15 protein-coding genes are annotated in these 18,044 nt (G+C 56.2%); 13 read left to right on the forward strand and 2 right to left on the reverse strand.

Features of this window, described 5'->3' with window-relative positions:
- Positions 1 to 69: 69 nt before the first annotated feature.
- A complete protein-coding gene (locus AU182_RS09455; protein ID WP_066964152.1) occupies positions 70 to 1,317 on the reverse strand; it encodes a hypothetical protein in 1,248 nt (415 codons plus the stop codon).
- 810 nt (positions 1,318 to 2,127) lie between these two features.
- Here AU182_RS09455 and AU182_RS09460 point away from each other — a divergent pair.
- Positions 2,128 to 2,802 (forward strand): DUF998 domain-containing protein, encoded by a 675-nt coding sequence (locus AU182_RS09460; protein ID WP_066964154.1) that lies wholly within the window; start codon positions 2,128 to 2,130, stop codon positions 2,800 to 2,802.
- A gap of 126 nt (positions 2,803 to 2,928) precedes the next feature.
- On the forward strand, positions 2,929 to 3,939 hold the full coding sequence (locus AU182_RS16550; protein ID WP_153039202.1) for a hypothetical protein: 1,011 nt from the start codon (positions 2,929 to 2,931) through the stop codon (positions 3,937 to 3,939).
- Between the two features lie 57 nt (positions 3,940 to 3,996).
- Here the strand turns inward: AU182_RS16550 and AU182_RS09475 are convergent, their stop codons facing one another.
- Positions 3,997 to 4,779, reverse strand: coding sequence for an OmpW family protein (locus AU182_RS09475; RefSeq protein ID WP_066964165.1), 783 nt, complete (start codon positions 4,777 to 4,779; stop codon positions 3,997 to 3,999).
- A 483-nt stretch (positions 4,780 to 5,262) separates the two neighbouring features.
- On the opposite strand from AU182_RS09475, the gene AU182_RS09480 reads away from it, so the two are divergent.
- The 11 genes from AU182_RS09480 to AU182_RS09530 all read left to right on the forward strand — a co-directional run bounded on the left by AU182_RS09480 (position 5,263) and on the right by AU182_RS09530 (position 17,963).
- Complete coding sequence (locus AU182_RS09480; protein ID WP_066964168.1) at positions 5,263 to 6,144, forward strand: polyprenyl synthetase family protein; 882 nt, start codon at positions 5,263 to 5,265, stop codon at positions 6,142 to 6,144.
- 9 nt (positions 6,145 to 6,153) lie between these two features.
- The gene (locus AU182_RS09485) at positions 6,154 to 7,167 is read left to right on the forward strand and encodes an ABC transporter ATP-binding protein (protein ID WP_066964171.1); all 1,014 of its coding nucleotides are present in this window, start codon (positions 6,154 to 6,156) and stop codon (positions 7,165 to 7,167) included.
- Between the two features lie 17 nt (positions 7,168 to 7,184).
- Positions 7,185 to 8,372 (forward strand): ABC transporter permease, encoded by a 1,188-nt coding sequence (locus tag AU182_RS09490; protein ID WP_066964174.1) that lies wholly within the window; start codon positions 7,185 to 7,187, stop codon positions 8,370 to 8,372.
- 14 nt (positions 8,373 to 8,386) lie between these two features.
- A complete protein-coding gene (locus tag AU182_RS09495; RefSeq protein ID WP_227718202.1) occupies positions 8,387 to 8,911 on the forward strand; it encodes a sterol desaturase family protein in 525 nt (174 codons plus the stop codon).
- Positions 8,901 to 9,962 carry a type 2 isopentenyl-diphosphate Delta-isomerase gene (gene fni / locus AU182_RS09500; protein ID WP_066964176.1) on the forward strand — a complete coding sequence of 354 codons (1,062 nt, stop codon included), beginning with the start codon at positions 8,901 to 8,903 and terminating at the stop codon, positions 9,960 to 9,962. Before AU182_RS09495 ends, fni begins: the two co-directional genes overlap by 11 nt.
- A 24-nt stretch (positions 9,963 to 9,986) precedes the next feature.
- Positions 9,987 to 11,177, forward strand: a complete 1,191-nt coding sequence (crtY, locus tag AU182_RS09505) for a lycopene beta-cyclase CrtY (RefSeq protein ID WP_066964179.1) — start codon at positions 9,987 to 9,989, stop codon at positions 11,175 to 11,177.
- Positions 11,174 to 12,679 carry a phytoene desaturase gene (locus AU182_RS09510; protein WP_066964182.1) on the forward strand — a complete coding sequence of 502 codons (1,506 nt, stop codon included), beginning with the start codon at positions 11,174 to 11,176 and terminating at the stop codon, positions 12,677 to 12,679. The genes crtY and AU182_RS09510 overlap by 4 nt, the downstream gene beginning before the upstream one ends.
- Entirely contained in the window at positions 12,669 to 13,631 is a 963-nt protein-coding gene (gene crtB, locus AU182_RS09515) for a 15-cis-phytoene synthase CrtB (RefSeq protein WP_066964185.1), read from the forward strand. Before AU182_RS09510 ends, crtB begins: the two co-directional genes overlap by 11 nt.
- A gap of 41 nt (positions 13,632 to 13,672) precedes the next feature.
- Complete coding sequence (locus AU182_RS09520; RefSeq protein WP_066964188.1) at positions 13,673 to 14,161, forward strand: hypothetical protein; 489 nt, start codon at positions 13,673 to 13,675, stop codon at positions 14,159 to 14,161.
- A gap of 91 nt (positions 14,162 to 14,252) precedes the next feature.
- Positions 14,253 to 15,401, forward strand: coding sequence for a tetratricopeptide repeat protein (locus tag AU182_RS09525; RefSeq protein WP_066964191.1), 1,149 nt, complete (start codon positions 14,253 to 14,255; stop codon positions 15,399 to 15,401).
- A 171-nt stretch (positions 15,402 to 15,572) separates the two neighbouring features.
- Positions 15,573 to 17,963, forward strand: coding sequence for a DNA polymerase II (locus tag AU182_RS09530; protein WP_066964194.1), 2,391 nt, complete (start codon positions 15,573 to 15,575; stop codon positions 17,961 to 17,963).
- The last annotated feature ends 81 nt before the right edge of the window (positions 17,964 to 18,044 follow it).

Below are 18,044 nucleotides of genomic sequence, written 5' to 3' on the forward strand. Positions count from 1 at the left end.
AGCCTCATACGAGGCTCATTTTGGTCTGCCAATAATTGGTAAACAACAAATGCGTGACGCTCTAAACAATTATGCAGGCTCAGTTTCGGCTGACTTGAACCACTCTTCCTTCCAGAAGTGAATGGGGTTTTCGCCGCGTTTCAGGCTGTCAATGTCAGACTGAATATCCTGGCGGATACCGTCTAGTAAACCTATTGCTTTATCTACGAAGTCCAGTGTCTCTTCGCCGCAACGAGTTTTGTTGTATAGTTTTTTGAGCACTTCTGCTTCGGCAATTCCATCGAGTCCGTCTGCTGCAATCAAGGCGCTGCAATGTTCGACAAAGGAAGTGCGTGCTTTATCCAGCCCGGTAATACAGCTATTTAAATGAGTCAGGTAGGCAGTTAATGTATCGTCAGTAATTCTTGATCCGTCTTTCCGACGTAGCCACTCATGTAATCGGCGAATGTGTAGGCTACTTGCGATTCCACTAATGTAAGCGGGAAGAATAGCACGGGCTATTTCTGGATACCTGTTCATGTGCGCTAGATTGATTTCGAAAGGATCGAGCCCGCTAATAATGTTTTCAATCTTGTTGATGGCATCCTGTTTGTCGTGTTGAGAGAGTTCAGTTAGGGGTTCTCCTGCGCCTCTCCCTTGAAGTTGAGAGTGAGCCAAGTTGCCGAGATTGTAAAACCAGTTTGAAGTTTGCTCGAAACTGGTGGCTACTTTTTCGGCTTCAGTGATATCTAATTCCTCTTTTACCACCTTCCTGACCGCGTCTTGGATTTCCTCCAGGTTTGGTGGGGGCGGCGGCTGTATGTTGTCAGGCATGAAAGCAAAAAGAATTAAATTACCGAATCCCATGATTAATCCAGAGGGGGCAGCGCCAACGGGCCCTAAAGCAGCGATTCCCGTTGCCAGACCGCTGAGTAAGATCATTCCAGCTTGTAGTCCTTTCTCAATGTTTGCATTATTGCCGTCGTTGTCACCACCCAGCTTTATTGAGTTGCCTTTCCACTTCTTTTCCACCTTGCTCCAGTGAATAATCTTAAAGGTTTTTCCGCTTTTGCGAATTATGTGAGCTTCTGTGTTAGAGCACGGGCCGGCATCAATTAGTCGGTTTGGGTCGAGTGTATTTTTTGCCATCAAGAAGAAGTCAGATGGGGATACCCTTCCATGCCAAACGGAAACGGCGGCGTTTGCAAATCCTTGATTGCTGCTCCAGTGTTGGTCCTTGTGTATGTATTCATAGCTTTTGTCGTAAGATTTCAAGCCGTCTTCCCATTTGTAGGTTTTTATAGTGATGACTTGCCCAGTCCTGTTTATTAGCTTCATTGAATAATGTCCTTATTGAAGTATTTTCTAGTATTCCAAAACTGCTCACATAGTATGGCTATTGTTAAATTTGATTAATTTCCTCCTTTTTAGTAGATGCAATTATCGAAAGCGTGTGTCTTGAGCCTGGACGCTCTTGTAGATGGCTTGGGTTCTGAAAGAGTTTGCTTTCGGCTTCCCGAAAAGATGTCCCCGTGCCTGTTATTCGTTTTATGTCCCCGGAAATGGAGTCCGAGTGGCGGGGCGAGGACAGTAGTATCCCGCAGCTCAATCGAAATGTCGTTAATATTTATATGTTTGGCATCTTATCAATCGGGAAAAAATAATTAGAAGACAAAAGGGCAAAGTTATTGGGAGTCGATAGGATTATTAGCTTATTCGAGTAGAAAAGACGCCTCGGGATGCTAGATCAGGCAGGTGCAGCGTCGTCCAAATTGGTTAATGAATCATCGTGGTATAAATCGGGTAGAGTGCGTTCGACGCCATAATTGGAATAGATGTGGTCGAATCACCAGTGTGGCACCCATTTGCACTGGCTGCGCTTTCCGGTCCATTAGACTTTGGTCAAAGCTAAGAGAAAAGGAAATCTCGAAGGGCCAGATTGCCGCGCCTCGGGCCTGCCGCGATTCCGCAGCCTGTAATACACCAGGGTAGCAATCGGCAGGTTTGCTTCTCGACTTGTCAGGCCATAATCGCCTGCCCGGGTGACTCAAGTAGAATGCAAGGCAGTTCGATATCCAAGTACATGCCTCGTATTGATGAGCAGCCACGTCCACCTGCTGGTGAATTCAATCGTATGAGGTTGGGATCATGGAAGCGAAACCGTTAGACACCGAAATTGATCACCACACGGCTAAATTCATCGTGGGGTTTATCGCTTTGTCACTCGCGATTTTCACGGACTTACTGACGCCTGGGGTCAGTATTAGCTCGATAAGTCTGTCCTATCATTTAACGGATAATGCCCGAAATGTATTCGTTGGCTCTCTCTGCGTTATCTCGGCTTTTCTCTGGTCGTACAATGGCTACTCTTTGTTTCAGGCTGTCTTAAGTAAAGTTGCAGCAGTCGCTGTCGCAGCCGTGGCATTTTTCCCGTGCGACTGCTTTACAGGTCGGGGTGTTGAGGGAGCAGCTGCAGAACCCTCGTTGACTGGGATTCTCCATACCGCCTCGGCAATTTCAATGTTCATTATCCTCGCAATTTTTTGTTGGCTATTTTATCTGAGAGCTAAAGGTAAGAAATCTAAAGAGGCGAAGGTTAGGGGGCGAATTTATAGAATCTGCGCAGTAGCCATGGTTGGCGCTATGGCCGTGCAGTTGCTCGATATTTTGGGGGTAGACTTTAGCGGTATTACCCAGCGGGTGACTTACTATGTCGAAGCAACAGGATTGATGGCATTTGGTGTTGCATGGATGACGGCGAGCCGTATGTTGCCATTTATTACCAATGAGGATGAGCGTATAAAAATTGAGCTCTCTGGATGATAATTGATTTGTGGGGTTGTACGCATTTCTCGTTATTGGTTGTTTTCTGTTCTTTTGTGCGCTGATTCAGGGTTGATTCAGTTGCGCCGGGTTAAAAAGCAGGTGTGAATCCAAGGAAAACGCACCATGCGCCAGCTCCCATACCGATTACTCGCCGCTCTCACCATCACTTTGACGCTCGGTGGCTGTGTCACTTACCCAGTAGCTCCGCCGGTCATCGGCGGGAGCACTTATGTCCGCGCGGCTCCTCCGGTTTACTCCTATTCAGTGATCACCGACCCCGGCTATCGCTACTACGACGATACCCTCGGCGTTTATGTGTTCTACGACCGCAGTGACGTTTTCTATCGACAGGGGCATTACTATCGTTGGCATCAGGACCATTGGATCAGTGCCAGCCACTGGCGTGGCCCCTGGTATCCGGCCCGGAATCTCACGTTCTCGGTAAACTTCAATGATCGCTGGCATACGCGCTTGCGTCGTCACGGCCATTACTACGCTGGAGGTCACCACCACAGACCGCCGCGCCGGCACGGTCATGATCACGGATACAAGCAGCGGGATCGGTATGACAGCAAGGCGTATCGGCATGATCGTCGTGAGAAGGGCTGGGAGCGTCGTGAGGAACGCCAGGATCGTCGTGAGGAGCGCCAGGATCTTGGCCGAGACGGCGTGCATGGGTTTGCTGGTGTAGCCAAGCCAAAGGGGCGGGCGTTTCAGGCAGATAACCGGAGTGGGGATCGCCGTAATGACCGCGGTTATGAGCGCCGGAATCCAGACCGAAAATTAACCAAGGACGAGCGGGTAGTTAAAGTTACGGACAAGCCGGCCAGTAGCCGCGGTCCGCGAGTCGTTCCTGCAGTGGAACGCCCGGCAATCGATCGCCGCGCGGTACGCGACAGGTCCAAACCAGAAAACCACCGCGGCAAGCCCCAGCGCCAGCGCAATGTGTCAGATGAGCAGCGCGCTCCTGCTGCGAAGCCAGCTCCGCGTAAGGAACGTGAGCAAGCAAAGCGCGAGCAACCAAAGAAAAAGGAAAAGAGGTCCAGAAAGAAAGCAGATAAGCGCGATCAGGCACGCCGGGTTCGTGAGCCGCTGCCCCGCCGGACCGATGGCGCCCGCCGTCAGATCGATTGATCCTGTCCAAAAAAATGGGCGCCGAAACGCCCGATTTAACCTGCCGAATTCCGAGTGTCAGAAGGAGAACTTGTAGCCTACTGACAGATTGAACATCCAGGGATCATAGCTGTAGTCCCCGGAATAGGACTCAAAAATGGGATCTACATCCGGGGGCGGCGGTACGTCGTCAAAAACCCGTACCCGCAGATCTGTCTCGGATCTGGCGTACATTGCGGCGACGTTGACCAGCCAGGAGCTATCGCGCCCGAAGTTGAAGTCCATACCCATTTGCCAGGTATAGCCCCAGGCATACCCCATGTTGAAGTCGCCACGCAGGCCAAAGTCTGCCAGGTCGTCCCGCAGCTCTCGTCTCAGGCTGCCGTCGCCGAAGTCGGTATAGCTAATCCCACCACCTATATAGGGCTGAACCATACAGGTCTCATCCAGGGGGTAGTATTTCAGGCTTAGGGTAGTGATGTCGGCATCAAAACTGACCACGTCGCGATAGTCGACATCGTCGAAGCCGAAGGTGAAAAAGCGGTCACCGTGACTGCTGGTATGGTTGTCGCCATCCATATAGCCGAGCTCGATGCCCCAGTGTTCGTTCGCTTTCCACTCGAGGTTCCCATACCAGCCCCACTCGGAACCTGGGTCAACGGTCGAGCGAAACGCATCGAAGAACTCGAAGGTCTCGTCGACAAAGCTAACCTGGTCTGTATTGGGCTCAATGTAATAGCCGCCCACTCGGACAATAAAGTCCTGTGGTCCGGTCAAGCCTAGCGGGTTCGCCGAGGCGGTGCTGCTCAGCGCCAAAGCCAATGGCGCGAGGATAGGCGAAAATTTCAAAATCCGTTTCATTTAAGGTAACTCCTTTTATACCCATGGAACAAAAAGTGTAATACACGCATTTTCGGCTTAAGGGGTGCACAACTTACTTTATGTGCCAAATGGCAGGTATAGGCGCTTTCTTCGTGGAAATGCAGATGGCTGTGGGGATAACAAATGGGGATCGCAATATGCGCAGCCCAGTCAGGGGTTGGCACGCCGTTCGTAGTCTATGCTGTCACGTGTAGTTGGCTCGTTACATCGGCGTACTTATAAGAAAGGAGGTTCTGACCTCTAATATCGCCGGCGTTCTGGTCTACAAAATAGGCAACGACAATATAATTTCTCAAATTGCGGTTCGATGGAGTCAGTCCTGGCTTTATTGCTGTCGCATTGGTAGTCAACCGAGGGTATAGGGTGACTTTTACACACAATCCGCAAGCGTCCGTCGCAGATCCCGCGATTGTCGCGCCTCCAGCCAGTAAGAGACAGGCTCCAGTTGCTGTATCGGCGCCAATGATGGAAGTGGTCCATTTAAAGAGCCTGATAAATGCAACCTTGCTGGAACTTCTGCCAGCGCAAGAGGCATCGCCCACGCATCTGCATCAAGCCATGCATTACGCTTTGCTGGGTCCCGGCAAACGCTTGCGTCCGCTTCTTACGCTTCTGGCTGCGAACGGCGCCACTGACAGCTACTTTCTCCGTATGGCCTGCGTATCGGAAATGGTGCATACCGCTTCGCTGATTCTCGATGATCTGCCCTGTATGGACGATGCGACGATGCGCCGTGGTCGCCCCTGCACACACGTACGTTTTTCCGAAAGCACCGCCATTCTTGCGTCAATAAACTTCCTTAATCTTGCGTACGGCGTTGTCGCGAATTGCCCCAACGTCGACGCCTCCACCAAAGTCGCCATCAGCGCGCATCTCAGTCATGTTGTTGGTTCTATGGGATTAGTTGGCGGGCAGATCGCTGATTTGCAGGATCAGCCTGTGGGCGCCAAGAGCGAAATTGAGCAGCACTATCACCAGAAAACAGGGTGTCTGATTGAGTTTGCTGTCGTCACCGGTGCGCGGCTCAGGGGGATGGACGCAGATGCGATCGAGGCATTCACGCACTTTGCTCGTGCCTTTGGTCTGCTGTTTCAGCTGTACGACGATATGTTGGACCACAGTACCTTTGCACAAGAGACCGGTAAGGACACGCAGCAGGATGTGGGGAAAACCACTTTGCTTTCGCTTTACACACCGGAGGAAGCTCGTGGCGCATTGAACGACGCACAAGCGTTGGCAAGAGAGCAATTACGCAGAGCAGGGCACGAGGAATCGTCACTCGCAGCGCTCGTGGAACAACAGTTCGTCACCTTCAACGGTGCGGCGCAAAGGCTCTGGAGTTGAACCGAGCGAATGACGGCGACGGCAGCACTCACCATTGACCGACTGCAGGTCGTTTACGGCAGCCACCGCGCCTTGGGCGATGTTTCTTTGCAGGTGGAACCCGGTGAAATACTCGGCATCCTGGGACCGAATGGTGCAGGAAAATCGACGTTGTTACGCGCCATCACCGGCAAGTTGCGTCCTACCTCTGGGAAAATATTCATCGCAGGGAAGGCGCTTTTTCCGGGCAAGGCTTATCAGCATTCCATCGGCTTCACCCCTCAGTTTCTGGGTTTATACCGGCACCTGACGGGGCGTGAGAACCTGGCGTTTTTTGCGCGCTGCACCGGTGTCCGTCGCCAGAAAATATGCGCACGGGTTCGTCAGGTGCTGGAAGAAATCGAGTTAACAGACAAGGCCGATGTGCGGGTCGACCAGCTGTCCGGTGGTATGCAACGGCGCTTACACCTGGCAGCCACCCTGGTCTCGCAGCCCGCTCTACTTGTGCTGGACGAACCCACCGCCGGGGTCGATCTGGGCGTGCGCATGTCAATCCACGACCTTATTCGCCGCCGCGCCGAGCAGGGTGCGACCGTGGTCGTGGTTACCCATGAATTAGATGAAGCGGAAGTGCTATCCCACCGCGTAGCGCTTCTTCATCAAGGCCAGCTGAGAGCCTTGGCCGAGCCCCAGACACTGGTACACGAAACCTTTGGTAACCGTCAGCTTTTCGTTGTACGCACGGTACCCATGGTTCCCCCGGCACTCGGTGATCGGCTGCGGGAGATCGGATTCCGCCGTCGCAGTGATGACAGTATTGATGAGAGTAATGATGAGAGTGATAAAGAGATCAGTGAGTGGTGTCTGGAAAGTGACCTGCCGCTGGATAAGCTGATCGATCATCTCTATCGCGACCTTGTGGGAGCGCGTGATGCCATTGCCGAGGTCTCGGTACGCCGGCCCGGATTAAAACACGTGATGCAGCACGTTACCGTTAACCGCACCGATTCTGTGGTGGAGTCTGAGTCGGAGCAGGAATCATGAGGGCAATTTTCCGAGTGATGGCCCTGGGCTTGTGGCGTGACCGCGGTGCGTTACTTTTGGCCTTTGCTTTGCCCAGCCTGGTATTTGCTATCTTTGCCAGTATCTTCTCTGGCGCCGCGGAAGGCGACTTGCACTTGCGGGTAGGGCTCGCGCTGGAATCGGAAGATCCGGTAATGCAAGACTTCGCGCAGTACCTGACACAAAGTAAAGAAGTGGAGATCACGGCACTGCCCGATGCAAACCGTGCTCAACTGCTGGAAGAGGTGCGACAGGGCAATTTCGATACAGCGGTAATCATCCACGGACAGGCAGGCGCTAACAGGGGGCCGCTGTTTACCATCGTCAGCGAGCCGACCCGTGAAATTGCAGCGCTGTCTTTACAGGGCTGGCTGCGAAAAAGCCTCGCCGCCCAACAACCACAGGTGCTTGCGCAACGTCTTGCGCAAAGCACAGAAGCATTGGTTGATGGTTTCACCCCGGAACAGCAGGCGCGCCTGGATGCCGCTTTGGACTCGATGGCGAGCGAGACGGGCGGTGCAATCACCGATGACGCGCTTATCGAGTTTCAGCCGGTTTATGGCCAGGCGCCAGCTTCAGTCTCTGGGCTGAGTGGCATTGCTTACTATGCTGGCGCCACCACGATTCTGTTCTTGTTATTGTCCGCCGTGAATGCCGGCATGGTCAGTTTGGAAGAGCGGCAAAACGGTATCTCCGAACGCCTGCTGCTGAGCAAAGCGGCACACGCTCGGTTGCTGTTGGGACGGTTTCTGTTTTTGCTAACCGTGGGATTTTTGCAGGCCAGCGCTATTTTTCTGGTCGCAAGGTTTGGGTTCGGTTTGGAGATAGAGCGCGCGCTGGCGCAAGTTGTTGTGATGGCATTCGCCTGCGCCGCCGCGAGTGCCGGGCTGGCGCTGTTACTTCTGTCGCTGTGTCGAACAACCCAGCAGGCGACGACCTTTTCGTCATTTTTTGTGCTCATTATTTCCGCCGTCGGCGGTTCGATGGTGCCACGTTTCATGATGCCTGACTGGCTGCAGACCCTGAGCTTGTTTACACCCAATGCGTGGGCGATCGAAGGTTTTTACGGAGCGTTGATTCGCGGCGACAGCTGGGCTCAGCTGGCTCAGCCCGGCGGCATCCTGGCTGCGGTTGGCCTGGTGTGCCTGCTGTTAGCGGCCGTACCCCTATTCAAGACGCCGGCATAAGGGAGGCCTAATCCATGATGGAATGGTTGTGGACGCTCGTACTTGTGGTCGTGGCTTTCCTGGGCATGGAGGTGTTCGCCTGGTACGCCCACAAGTACATCATGCACGGTTGGGGCTGGGGTTGGCACAAGTCCCATCACGAATCCCATCACCAACCCCATCTTAAAAACACTGGCGGCGTGTTCGAGAAAAACGATCTGTATGTGGTTGTGTTTTCACTGGTCGTGATCGGACTGTTTGCGGTGGGTGACCTTTATTGGAAGCCACTCATGGCAATCGCATCCGGCATTACGCTGTACGGCGTAGTGTACTCATTGTTTCACGACGGAATGGTTCACCGGCGCTGGCCGATTCGCTGGCGGCCGAAGAGTGGCTACTTGAAGCGTCTGGTCCAGGCGCACCGAATACATCATGCGGTACGCACCCGAGAGGGTACGGTGTCCTTCGGATTTCTCTATGCACCAGATGTCAGAAAACTCAAGAAACGCCTAAAGCAGCAACAGGCTGCATCTCTAGCGGGAGCGCGGCATGACCGATGACGATTTGGTGAAACGCAAGAATGATCATCTCGATATCGTGCTGGACGCGCGTCGGGCCAAGACTTCGGCCCTTACCGGATTCGCCGATTATCGCTTCGCCCATTGTGCCTTGCCACAGTTGCACCTGGACGATATCGATCTCAGTACACGATTTTTCCATAAACCCTTAAACGCGCCGCTGTTGATCAGTTCGATGACCGGCGGTGCCGCGCGGGCCAAAGATATCAATCATCACCTGGCAGAAGCCGCCCAGCACCTGGGTATCGCTTTGGCCATCGGTTCCCAGCGCGTTGCGCTGCAGTCTGGCAGCGATCACGGCCTGACCAGGCAATTGCGACGCATCGCCCCGGATATCCCCCTGCTTGGGAATATCGGCGCAGGTCAGCTGCGGGAACCCCGGGGGATCGAATGGGCACTGCGGGCAGTGGAGATGATCGAGGCGGATGCATTGATCGTCCATCTCAACCCCTTGCAAGAGGCGGTGCAAGAGGGCGGCGACCGCGACTGGTGTGGCGTGCTTCAGGCCATCGGTACGCTGGTTGCGTCCCTCGGGGTGCCGTTGGTGGTTAAGGAGGTGGGTGCGGGTATTTCCCCCGAAGTGGCGCGGGCGCTGGTGGAAGAGGGGGTAGCGATGATCGACGTGGCCGGCGCCGGCGGCACCAGCTGGGCGGCGGTGGAGGCGGAGCGCGCGACAGATGAGACCCGGCGCCGGGTCGCCATGGCTTTCGCCGGTTGGGGTATCCCCACCGCTCAGGCCATTCGGGCGGTACGCAAGACCTTGCCGGATACGCCGCTGATTGCTTCCGGCGGTATTCGCGATGGGGTGGACGCGGCCAAGGCAATCCGCCTGGGCGCGGATCTGGTGGGGCAGGCCGCTGCAGTGCTCGAGAGTGCCACCGATTCCAGTCAGGCAGTGGTCGAGCACTTCGAGGTGGTCATCCAGCAGTTGCGTATCGCCTGTTTCTGTAGCGGCAGTGCGGATCTGCATGCCTTGCGCGCGGCGGTACTGCTGGATGATCGCGGTGTTCCTCTCGGAGAGCCCCATGACTAGGTTTGTCGCCAAGGGGTATTGCCCGTGAACGCGCCGGACCATGACCTGATACTGGTGGGCGGCGGCCTGGCCAACGGCCTGATCGCCCTGCGCCTGATACAGGCGCAACCGGGGTTGCGTCTGCTGATGTTGGAAAGCGAGCGTCGCCCTGGTGGTGAGCACACCTGGTCGTTTCACGAGGGTGATCTCTCTGCAGCCCAACATGCCTGGCTGGCGCCCCTGGTTGGCCGCCGCTGGGAGCAGCACCGGGTGATTTTTCCGCACCGCGAGCGCCTGTTGAACGGAGGCTATGCGAGCATCTTTTCCCGGGATTTCGCCCGCGTGCTTGAGGAAGCCCTGGGCGACAGATTGTGGACCGACACGCGCGTGGCCCGTCTTTCTCCGGACTGCGTGGAGCTTGAGGATGGCCGAGTGTTGCACGCGCATGCGGTGATCGACGGCCGGGGGCCCATCGACAGCGCGCATCTGACCCTGGGCTATCAGGCATTTCTCGGTCGCGAAGTGCGCCTGGACAAGCCCCATGGCCTGGAAGAGCCGATCCTCATGGACGCCAGCGTGCCTCAACAGGACGGCTACCGGTTCGTCTACGTGCTGCCGTTCAGCCACGATACCCTGCTGATCGAGGATACCCACTATGTGGACCGCCCGGAGGTGGACGCATCCCACTTGCGTGCGCATATCGAGGCCTATGCGCGGGATCGCGACTGGCACATCGTCGATACCCTGCGGGAGGAGAGCGGCGTGCTGCCGATTACCCTGGCGGGCGATTTCGATACCTTCTGGCAGAGCGCCCAGGGCCAACCGCGAAGTGGCCTGCGCGCGGGTCTATTTCACCCCACCACCGGTTACTCATTGCCCCAGGCCATGGCACTGGCGGAGTGCATCGCCGAGCTTGGAAATCTCGATGCGGCGTCATTGTTCCAGACTATCCATGCGTTCGCCGCCTGTGAATGGCGGCGCCAGGGCTACTTTCGCCTGCTCAATCGCATGCTGTTTCTGGCTGGCCGCCCGGAGCGACGCTGGCAGGTCATGCAGCGCTTTTATGGCCTGTCGGAACCGCTCATCGAACGCTTCTACGCCGGACGCCTGACCCCGGCCGACAAGGCGCGCATATTGATCGGCAAACCGCCGGTGCCCCTTGGCGAAGCACTCAAGGCGGTGTGGCTGAATTCACCACAAAAGATCGCATCCACTTCTTTCGGAATACGCACATGACACGACCCGTATCCCAACCCCAGCGTGCTCTGGTGATCGGTGCCGGCTTCGGCGGCCTGGCCCTGGCAATTCGCCTGCAGGCGGGCGGCTACCAGACCACTCTGCTGGAAAAGCGCGACAAGCCCGGTGGCCGCGCCTATGTCTATGAGGACAAAGGGTTCACCTTCGATGCCGGCCCCACGGTAATTACCGATCCCTCCGCGCTGGAAGAGCTTTTTAAACTGGCGGGTAAGGACCTGGCGGATTATGTCGAACTGCTACCGGTCGCGCCCTTTTACCGTCTCTGCTGGGAAGATGCCCCGGCCTTTGACTACGTCAACGATCAGGCCGCACTGGATCGACAGATCGCCGAGCGTAACCCACGAGACGTGGAGGGCTATCGACGGTTTCTGAGTTACTCCAGGGCGGTGTTCGAGGAGGGCTATCGCAAGCTCGGTGCCGTTCCGTTTCTCTCATTTCGCGACATGCTCGCCGCCGGGCCGCAGTTGGCTCGGCTTCAGGCCTGGAGCAGCGTCTACGCCATGGTGTCGAAATTCATTGAAGACCCGCACCTGCGCCAGGCCTTTTCCTTTCACTCCCTGCTGGTCGGGGGCAACCCTTTCGCTACCTCTTCGATCTACACGCTGATCCACGCGCTGGAGCGGGAGTGGGGTGTATGGTTTCCGCGGGGCGGCACCGGCGCCCTGGTACGGGGCCTGGTCCAGTTGTTCGAGGACCTCGGCGGCACCCTCGAACTGAACGCGGAAGTGGAGCGCATCGAGACCACGGGGGATCGGGTGAACGGCGTCACCCTGACGGATGGCCGGCTTGTGCCGACGGATGCACTGGCCTCCAACGCGGACGTAATGCATACCTACAGCAAGCTGTTGAGCGGGCACTCCCGCGGCGCCCGCAAAAGCCGGGCCCTGGGCCGCAAGCGTTACAGCATGTCGCTGTTCGTGATCTATTTCGGTCTGGACCGGCCACCGCAAGGCCTCGAGCACCATACGGTGTGCTTCGGCCCGCGCTACCGGGAATTGATCCACGAAATCTTCAATGCGGACACTCTGGCCGAGGATTTTTCCCTCTATCTGCATTCCCCCTGCGTCACCGATCCGAGCCTGGCGCCGGAAGGCTGCAGCGCGCACTATGTCCTGGCGCCGGTGCCACATCTGGGCAAGGCGAACATCGACTGGGAAACCCAGGGTGCGATCTACCGCGACCGCATTCTCGACTATCTCGAGCGTCACTATATTCCCGGGCTTCGGGCGCATCTGGTGACCTGCCGGCACTTCACGCCCGTGGACTTTCGCGAGGAGCTCAACGCCCACCTGGGTTCCGCTTTTTCTCTTGAGCCGACACTCACCCAGAGCGCCTGGTTCCGGCCCCACAACCGGGACGCCAGGATCGACAATTTCTATCTGGTGGGGGCCGGCACCCATCCCGGCGCCGGGGTGCCGGGAGTGATCGGTTCCGCCAAGGCCACTGCGGGGCTGATGCTGGAGGGACTCAATGAGGGATAAGCTGGGACAGCACGCCGCGCAGACGATCGCCGCGGGCTCCAAGAGTTTCGCCACCGCCGCCAAGCTGTTCGCTCCGGCCACACGGCGCAGCGCCATGATGCTGTACGCCTGGTGCCGCCTCTGCGACGACGTGATCGACGACCAGCAGCTGGGCTTTCCTGCGCAGGAAACTTATGAAACTCACGAAGCTCACGAAGCTCACGAAGCTCGGAGCGAAAGCAGCGAGGCGCGCCTGAACGAGCTGCGAGACTTAACACGTCGCGCTTATGCGGGGGAGCCCATGCAAAGTCCGGCCTTCGCCGCCTTTCAGGAAGTCGCGCTCCGCCATGGGATTCCCGAGTGCTATCCCCAGGCCCACCTGGACGGCTTCGCCATGGACGTGGCACAGCGACGCTATGTCACCATCGACGATACCGTGGACTACTGCTATCACGTGGCCGGTGTGGTGGGCGTCATGATGGCCTGGATCATGGGCACGAGAGATGAGGCCACCCTGGATCGCGCCTGCGACCTGGGGCTGGCCTTCCAGCTGACCAATATCGCCCGCGACATCATCGAGGATGCACAGATCGGTCGCTGCTATCTGCCGGAACAATGGTTGGAAGAAGCCGGCATTCCACGCCAAGAGATCACAGCGCCACAGCATCGTGAGGCTCTGGCCCGTCTGGCCCGACAACTCATCGATCTGGCGGAACCCTACTATGACTCCGCACAAGGTGGCTTGTCGGCCTTGCCGCCTCGCTGCGCCTGGGCCATCGCCACCGCCCGCGGCGTCTACCGGGAAATCGGCATCAAGGTCAAAGCGCACGGTGCCCGGGCCTGGGACTCGCGCATCTCGACCACCAAGGTGGACAAGGCGCGCTTGCTGGGGCAGGGACTCGCTCAGGCGCTAGCATCTCGCTGCTACCAGCCGTCGCCAAGATGTAGCAGTCTCTGGCAGCGTCCAGCGTAGCGCTTTTTTCACGGGCCCAAGCCCTAACGCAGCACGGCCTCTTGCACCAAGTATTTCTTCTCGGCGGCCACAGCTTTGATCAGCGCAGCACCACCTGCGTCTACTACTGGCTGGCCGGCGTGCCTTGCGAAATGCTGCAGCTGGGATTCCAGACCTTTGGCTTCGAGGAAGCGGCCATGTTGTACTTCCCCACCATCGACGCCCACCGCCGGGCCCAGACCCTGTTGCAAACTCGTGGCATCGAGGTGTTTGAGGCGGATTTTCGTCTTCACGATCGTTACCTGATGGAGCGGTTTGCCCGCGGTGGCCTCTACTTTGAAGGCGTGGCCGGGGCCAAAGACGGCTATACGGAATATCGCAACGTGCACCTCAAGGGCGCCGAGGTGCAGCCGGATTTCAAGGTAGTTTCCCTGGATGTGGAGTACTCCGGCCAGGGTGAGCTGTATTCCATTGGGCTCTATGGTCATAATAGTTGGGTTAACCGAGGGGCAACCGCCCAGAGCGAACAGCTTCCTCCTCAGGGTGGATGACGAACGAGCCCTGCCTAAGGTCCTTTAGGCCAGAATTAAATGCGAGGGCCCGATGGTTTTTGATTTTTTACGGTTTGCAGGTGGAGTTTTTATGAGTAGACATTTTTTGCTTTTATGGGCTCTTGTTTTCAGCGCTAGCTGTATTTCTAAAGATAAAAGTATTCTCGAAGAAAATTTGGTTGGAAAATGGGCGATGTTTCCGGTTGCGTGGCCGGTAGCTGGTGCTGCGAATATCACTGAATATCGTGATGACGGTAGCTACAAGCTGAAAGTGTTCATTTGTGATGGCAAAGGTGGTTTTGAAAGAAAACCCGAACTTGATTCAGAGGGGCGCTGGGAAGTACATAAACAGAAAATCATAACAACAGTTTTGGGCTATGAATCGAACCAGGGTGGTGCAAAGTCGCTTTCGGAGATTCGTCAGGAGTTGAAGAGTAAGGAGGAGTTTGGGAAAAAGTTTTATATAGATAATGCACCAAGGATTGTAGTTGATGCTTTAGGTCAATCTGAGAAAATGACAATCGTTGAGGAGAGCATCGTCTCCCTCGCTGGTAATGAAATGCGTGGTGGGCAGGAATGGGAAAATAATCAGTTTGTAGAGATGTCCTATGTGAAGGTTAAAAAAATTGAACCATTGTGTCAGCACTTTGCAGCCAATAGTCACTCCTTAGAAGGCGTGAGGCTCTTGGCCGCGAGAGGAGAAGCTGGTGCGCAATTTAAATATGGGAAAATGTTTTTTGACGGTAGTGGGGTGGAGCGAGACTATTTGGAGGCTCATAGGTGGGTCTTGGCCTCTGCAATATCCGGAAACGCCGAGGCTCAAAATTTTTTAGGTGCTATGCGAAAGTTTAGCTGGGGTAAAGTCGAAAAAGATTATGCGGATTCTATTAAGTGGCTACAAAAGTCATATGATCAGGGCAACATGAATGCTGCATTTAATTTGGCTTTGTCATACCGACTAGGAAGAGGATTGGAAAAAGATTTGGAGAAGTCGTCTGATTTATTTCTTCAGGCTGCGTGGTCAGGTTTGCTGGCTGCACAGGGCCAAGTCGCTGCCAACTATTTCTATGGTAGAGGTGTGCCTAGCGATTATGTGAAGGCATACGCATGGTATAAGGTTTCGGGCGAAGGTCACGACTACGTAGCTAAATTCATGAGCGATGAGGAGGTCAAAGAGGCTGAATTGATGGTGAATGGTATCGTTCAAAAATTATTCCAAAAAAATAGTAGAGAAAATTAGGTCAGAGCAGTATATGGCACTAGTTGAGCCGGTTGTGCTTTCTTCCTTTCTCTCGACTTAGCTCTAGCCGCTAGATTCCTTTCGCCCATATCTCGCGATTGCTGACCTCTGTGTATTTATCCAGTAGAATGGCCGGCATCTCCAATCTAAGCCACAACTCAGAACAGTCTCTTGCCCCAAGGATTCCTTCTCACCCGCCACAGCTTTGATCAGCGCGGCAGCACCTGCATTCACTACTGGCTGGCCACGCCCGAGGGGCCGGTCAAGCTGGTTATTGAGGGTGAGCGCCCGGTGTTTATGGTAAAGGTCGCGGACCGCGCGCAAGTGACTGAGGCTCTGGCCGGCGTGCCTTACGAATGGCAGCAGCTGGGCTTCCAGACCTTTGGCCGCGAGGAAGCGGCCATGCTGTATTTCCCAGCCATCGACGCCCACCGCCGGGCTCAAACTGTGTTGAAAGATCGAGGCATCGAGGTATTCGAGGCGGATTTTCGTCTTCACGATCGTTACCTGATGGAGCGGTTTGCCCGCGGTGGCCTCTACTTTGAAGGCGTGGCCCGGGCCAAAGACGGCTATACGGAATATCGCAACGTGCGCCTCAAGGGCGCCGAGGTGCAGCCGGATTTCAAGGTGGTGTCTTTGGACGTGGAGTGCTCCGGCCACGGGGAGCTGTATTCGGTCGGTCTCTACGGGCATGGGGTGGAAGAGGTGTTGATGGTCGGCAAACCGGAGGCCGCTGACACCAGCATCCACTGGGTGGAGGACGAACGGGCGCTACTCAAGGCCCTTGAGGCCAGAATCCAAAGCCTGGATCCGGACATCATCATCGGCTGGGCTGTGGTGGACTTTGATTTTCGGCTGCTGCTGAAGCGGGCAGGGCGTCATGGCCTGCGCCTGAAGCTCGGGCGCGGTGGCACCGATGCCCGCTGGCGGGATGGCCGGGAAGGCAACCCAGGCTTCGTGACGCTGCCGGGCCGGGTAGTACTGGACGGCATCGACGGTCTGAAGAACGCCACCTACAGCTTTGAAAGCTTCAGTCTGGAGTTCGTGGCCCAGACCCTGCTGGGCAGGGGTAAGGACACCGAAGACGTGGACAACCGCCTGGCGGCGATTGAGCACGACTTCTGCCACAACAAACCCAAGCTGGCTGCCTACAACCTGGAAGACTGCCGCCTGGTGTGGGACATATACCAGCACACCCGCTTGCTGGATTACCTGCGCCTGCGGGCCCAGCTCACGGGCCTTGAGCTCGACCGCAGCGGCGGCTCGGTGGCGGCCTTTACCAACCTCTACCTGCCCAAGCTGCACCGTAGCCGCTATGTGGCGCCCAACCTGCCGGCCGACGGCGGCCTCGCCAGCCCCGGCGGCTATGTGATGGACTCCCGGCCGGGCCTGTACGACAACGTGCTGGTGCTGGACTTCAAGAGCCTGTATCCCAGCATTATCCGCACCTTCAAGATCGATCCTATGGGTTTGATTGAAGGATTGGCTGAGGAGGCGCAAGGGGAATCGGAAGAGGGTGGGACGGAGAACAACACCATCCCCGGTTTTCGCGGCGCGCGCTTTTCTCGTGACAAGCATTTCCTGCCAGACATCATTACCAGTCTCTGGGCCGAGCGTGACATCGCCAAGCGGGAGCAGGATGCCGCCCGCTCTCAGGCCATCAAGATCATCATGAACTCCTTCTACGGGGTACTCGGAAGTGGCGGCTGCCGCTTTTACGACACGCGCCTGGCCAGCTCCATCACCCTGCGCGGTCACGAGATCATGCAGCAGACGGCCCGCTGGATTGAGGAGATGGATGAAGGGAGTCACCAGGTCATCTACGGCGATACCGATTCGACGTTTGTCTGGCTGAGCGGCCAACCCAGCCCGGACGAAGCAGATGCGATCGGCAGGGGCCTGGCGAGCGAGATCAACACGCGCTGGCAGAACAAGCTCAAAGACGAGCTGGCATTGGAGTGCGAACTGGAGATCGAATTTGAAACCCACTACCAGCGCTTTTTGATGCCCACCATTCGCGGCTCGGAGGCTGGCTCCAAGAAACGCTATGCGGGCCTGGTGGTGAACGGGGATGAGGAAAAGCTGGTCTTCAAGGGACTGGAAACCGTGCGCAGCGACTGGACGCCGCTCGCCAAGCAGTTCCAGACCCAGCTCTACGAAATGGTGTTTAAGGGTGAAGACCCGTCCGACTATATCCGCGAGACGGTGGAGAAAACCCGGTCAGGGGAGATGGACGAGCAGCTGGTGTACCGCAAGCGGCTCAGGCGCAAGCTGGAACAATACATAAAAAACGTCCCGCCCCAAGTACGCGCCGCGCGAATGGCCGATGAAATCCGCCAGCAGCAGGGGTTGGCACCCCGCTACCAGAACAAGGGTTGGATTCGTTACGTCATCACCCTCAACGGTCCCGAGCCCATGGATTACCGTCAGTCACCGATCGATTACCAGCACTATATCGATAAGCAACTTAAGCCTGTGGCCGATGCCATATTGCCGTTTATCGATCTGGATTTTGACAGCTTGGTGGATGGCCAGTTGGGACTGTTCGGGGTGTCTGATTAAACATTGGGATAAAAAATAATTTCCGAGACATTGGCCGCATTGATTATTGCGGTGTCAGGCAATCGTCACAGGCGAAGTGCT

Origin of the sequence: Microbulbifer sp. Q7, assembly GCF_001639145.1 — a bacterium.
In the GTDB taxonomy this organism is placed as follows: Bacteria; Pseudomonadota; Gammaproteobacteria; order Pseudomonadales; family Cellvibrionaceae; genus Microbulbifer.

Excerpts from the sequence above, each read along its gene's own strand:
- AU182_RS09455 (WP_066964152.1), bottom strand. The coding sequence starts at position 1,317 with ATGAAGCTAATAAACAGGACTGGGCAAGTCATCACTATAAAAACCTAC.
- AU182_RS09460 (WP_066964154.1), top strand. The coding sequence starts at position 2,128 with ATGGAAGCGAAACCGTTAGACACCGAAATTGATCACCACACGGCTAAA.
- AU182_RS16550 (WP_153039202.1), top strand. The coding sequence starts at position 2,929 with ATGCGCCAGCTCCCATACCGATTACTCGCCGCTCTCACCATCACTTTG.
- AU182_RS09475 (WP_066964165.1), bottom strand. The coding sequence starts at position 4,779 with ATGAAACGGATTTTGAAATTTTCGCCTATCCTCGCGCCATTGGCTTTG.
- AU182_RS09480 (WP_066964168.1), top strand. The coding sequence starts at position 5,263 with ATGATGGAAGTGGTCCATTTAAAGAGCCTGATAAATGCAACCTTGCTG.
- AU182_RS09485 (WP_066964171.1), top strand. The coding sequence starts at position 6,154 with ATGACGGCGACGGCAGCACTCACCATTGACCGACTGCAGGTCGTTTAC.
- AU182_RS09490 (WP_066964174.1), top strand. The coding sequence starts at position 7,185 with ATGGCCCTGGGCTTGTGGCGTGACCGCGGTGCGTTACTTTTGGCCTTT.
- AU182_RS09495 (WP_227718202.1), top strand. The coding sequence starts at position 8,387 with ATGATGGAATGGTTGTGGACGCTCGTACTTGTGGTCGTGGCTTTCCTG.
- fni (WP_066964176.1), top strand. The coding sequence starts at position 8,901 with ATGACCGATGACGATTTGGTGAAACGCAAGAATGATCATCTCGATATC.
- AU182_RS09510 (WP_066964182.1), top strand. The coding sequence starts at position 11,174 with ATGACACGACCCGTATCCCAACCCCAGCGTGCTCTGGTGATCGGTGCC.
- crtB (WP_066964185.1), top strand. The coding sequence starts at position 12,669 with ATGAGGGATAAGCTGGGACAGCACGCCGCGCAGACGATCGCCGCGGGC.
- AU182_RS09525 (WP_066964191.1), top strand. The coding sequence starts at position 14,253 with ATGAGTAGACATTTTTTGCTTTTATGGGCTCTTGTTTTCAGCGCTAGC.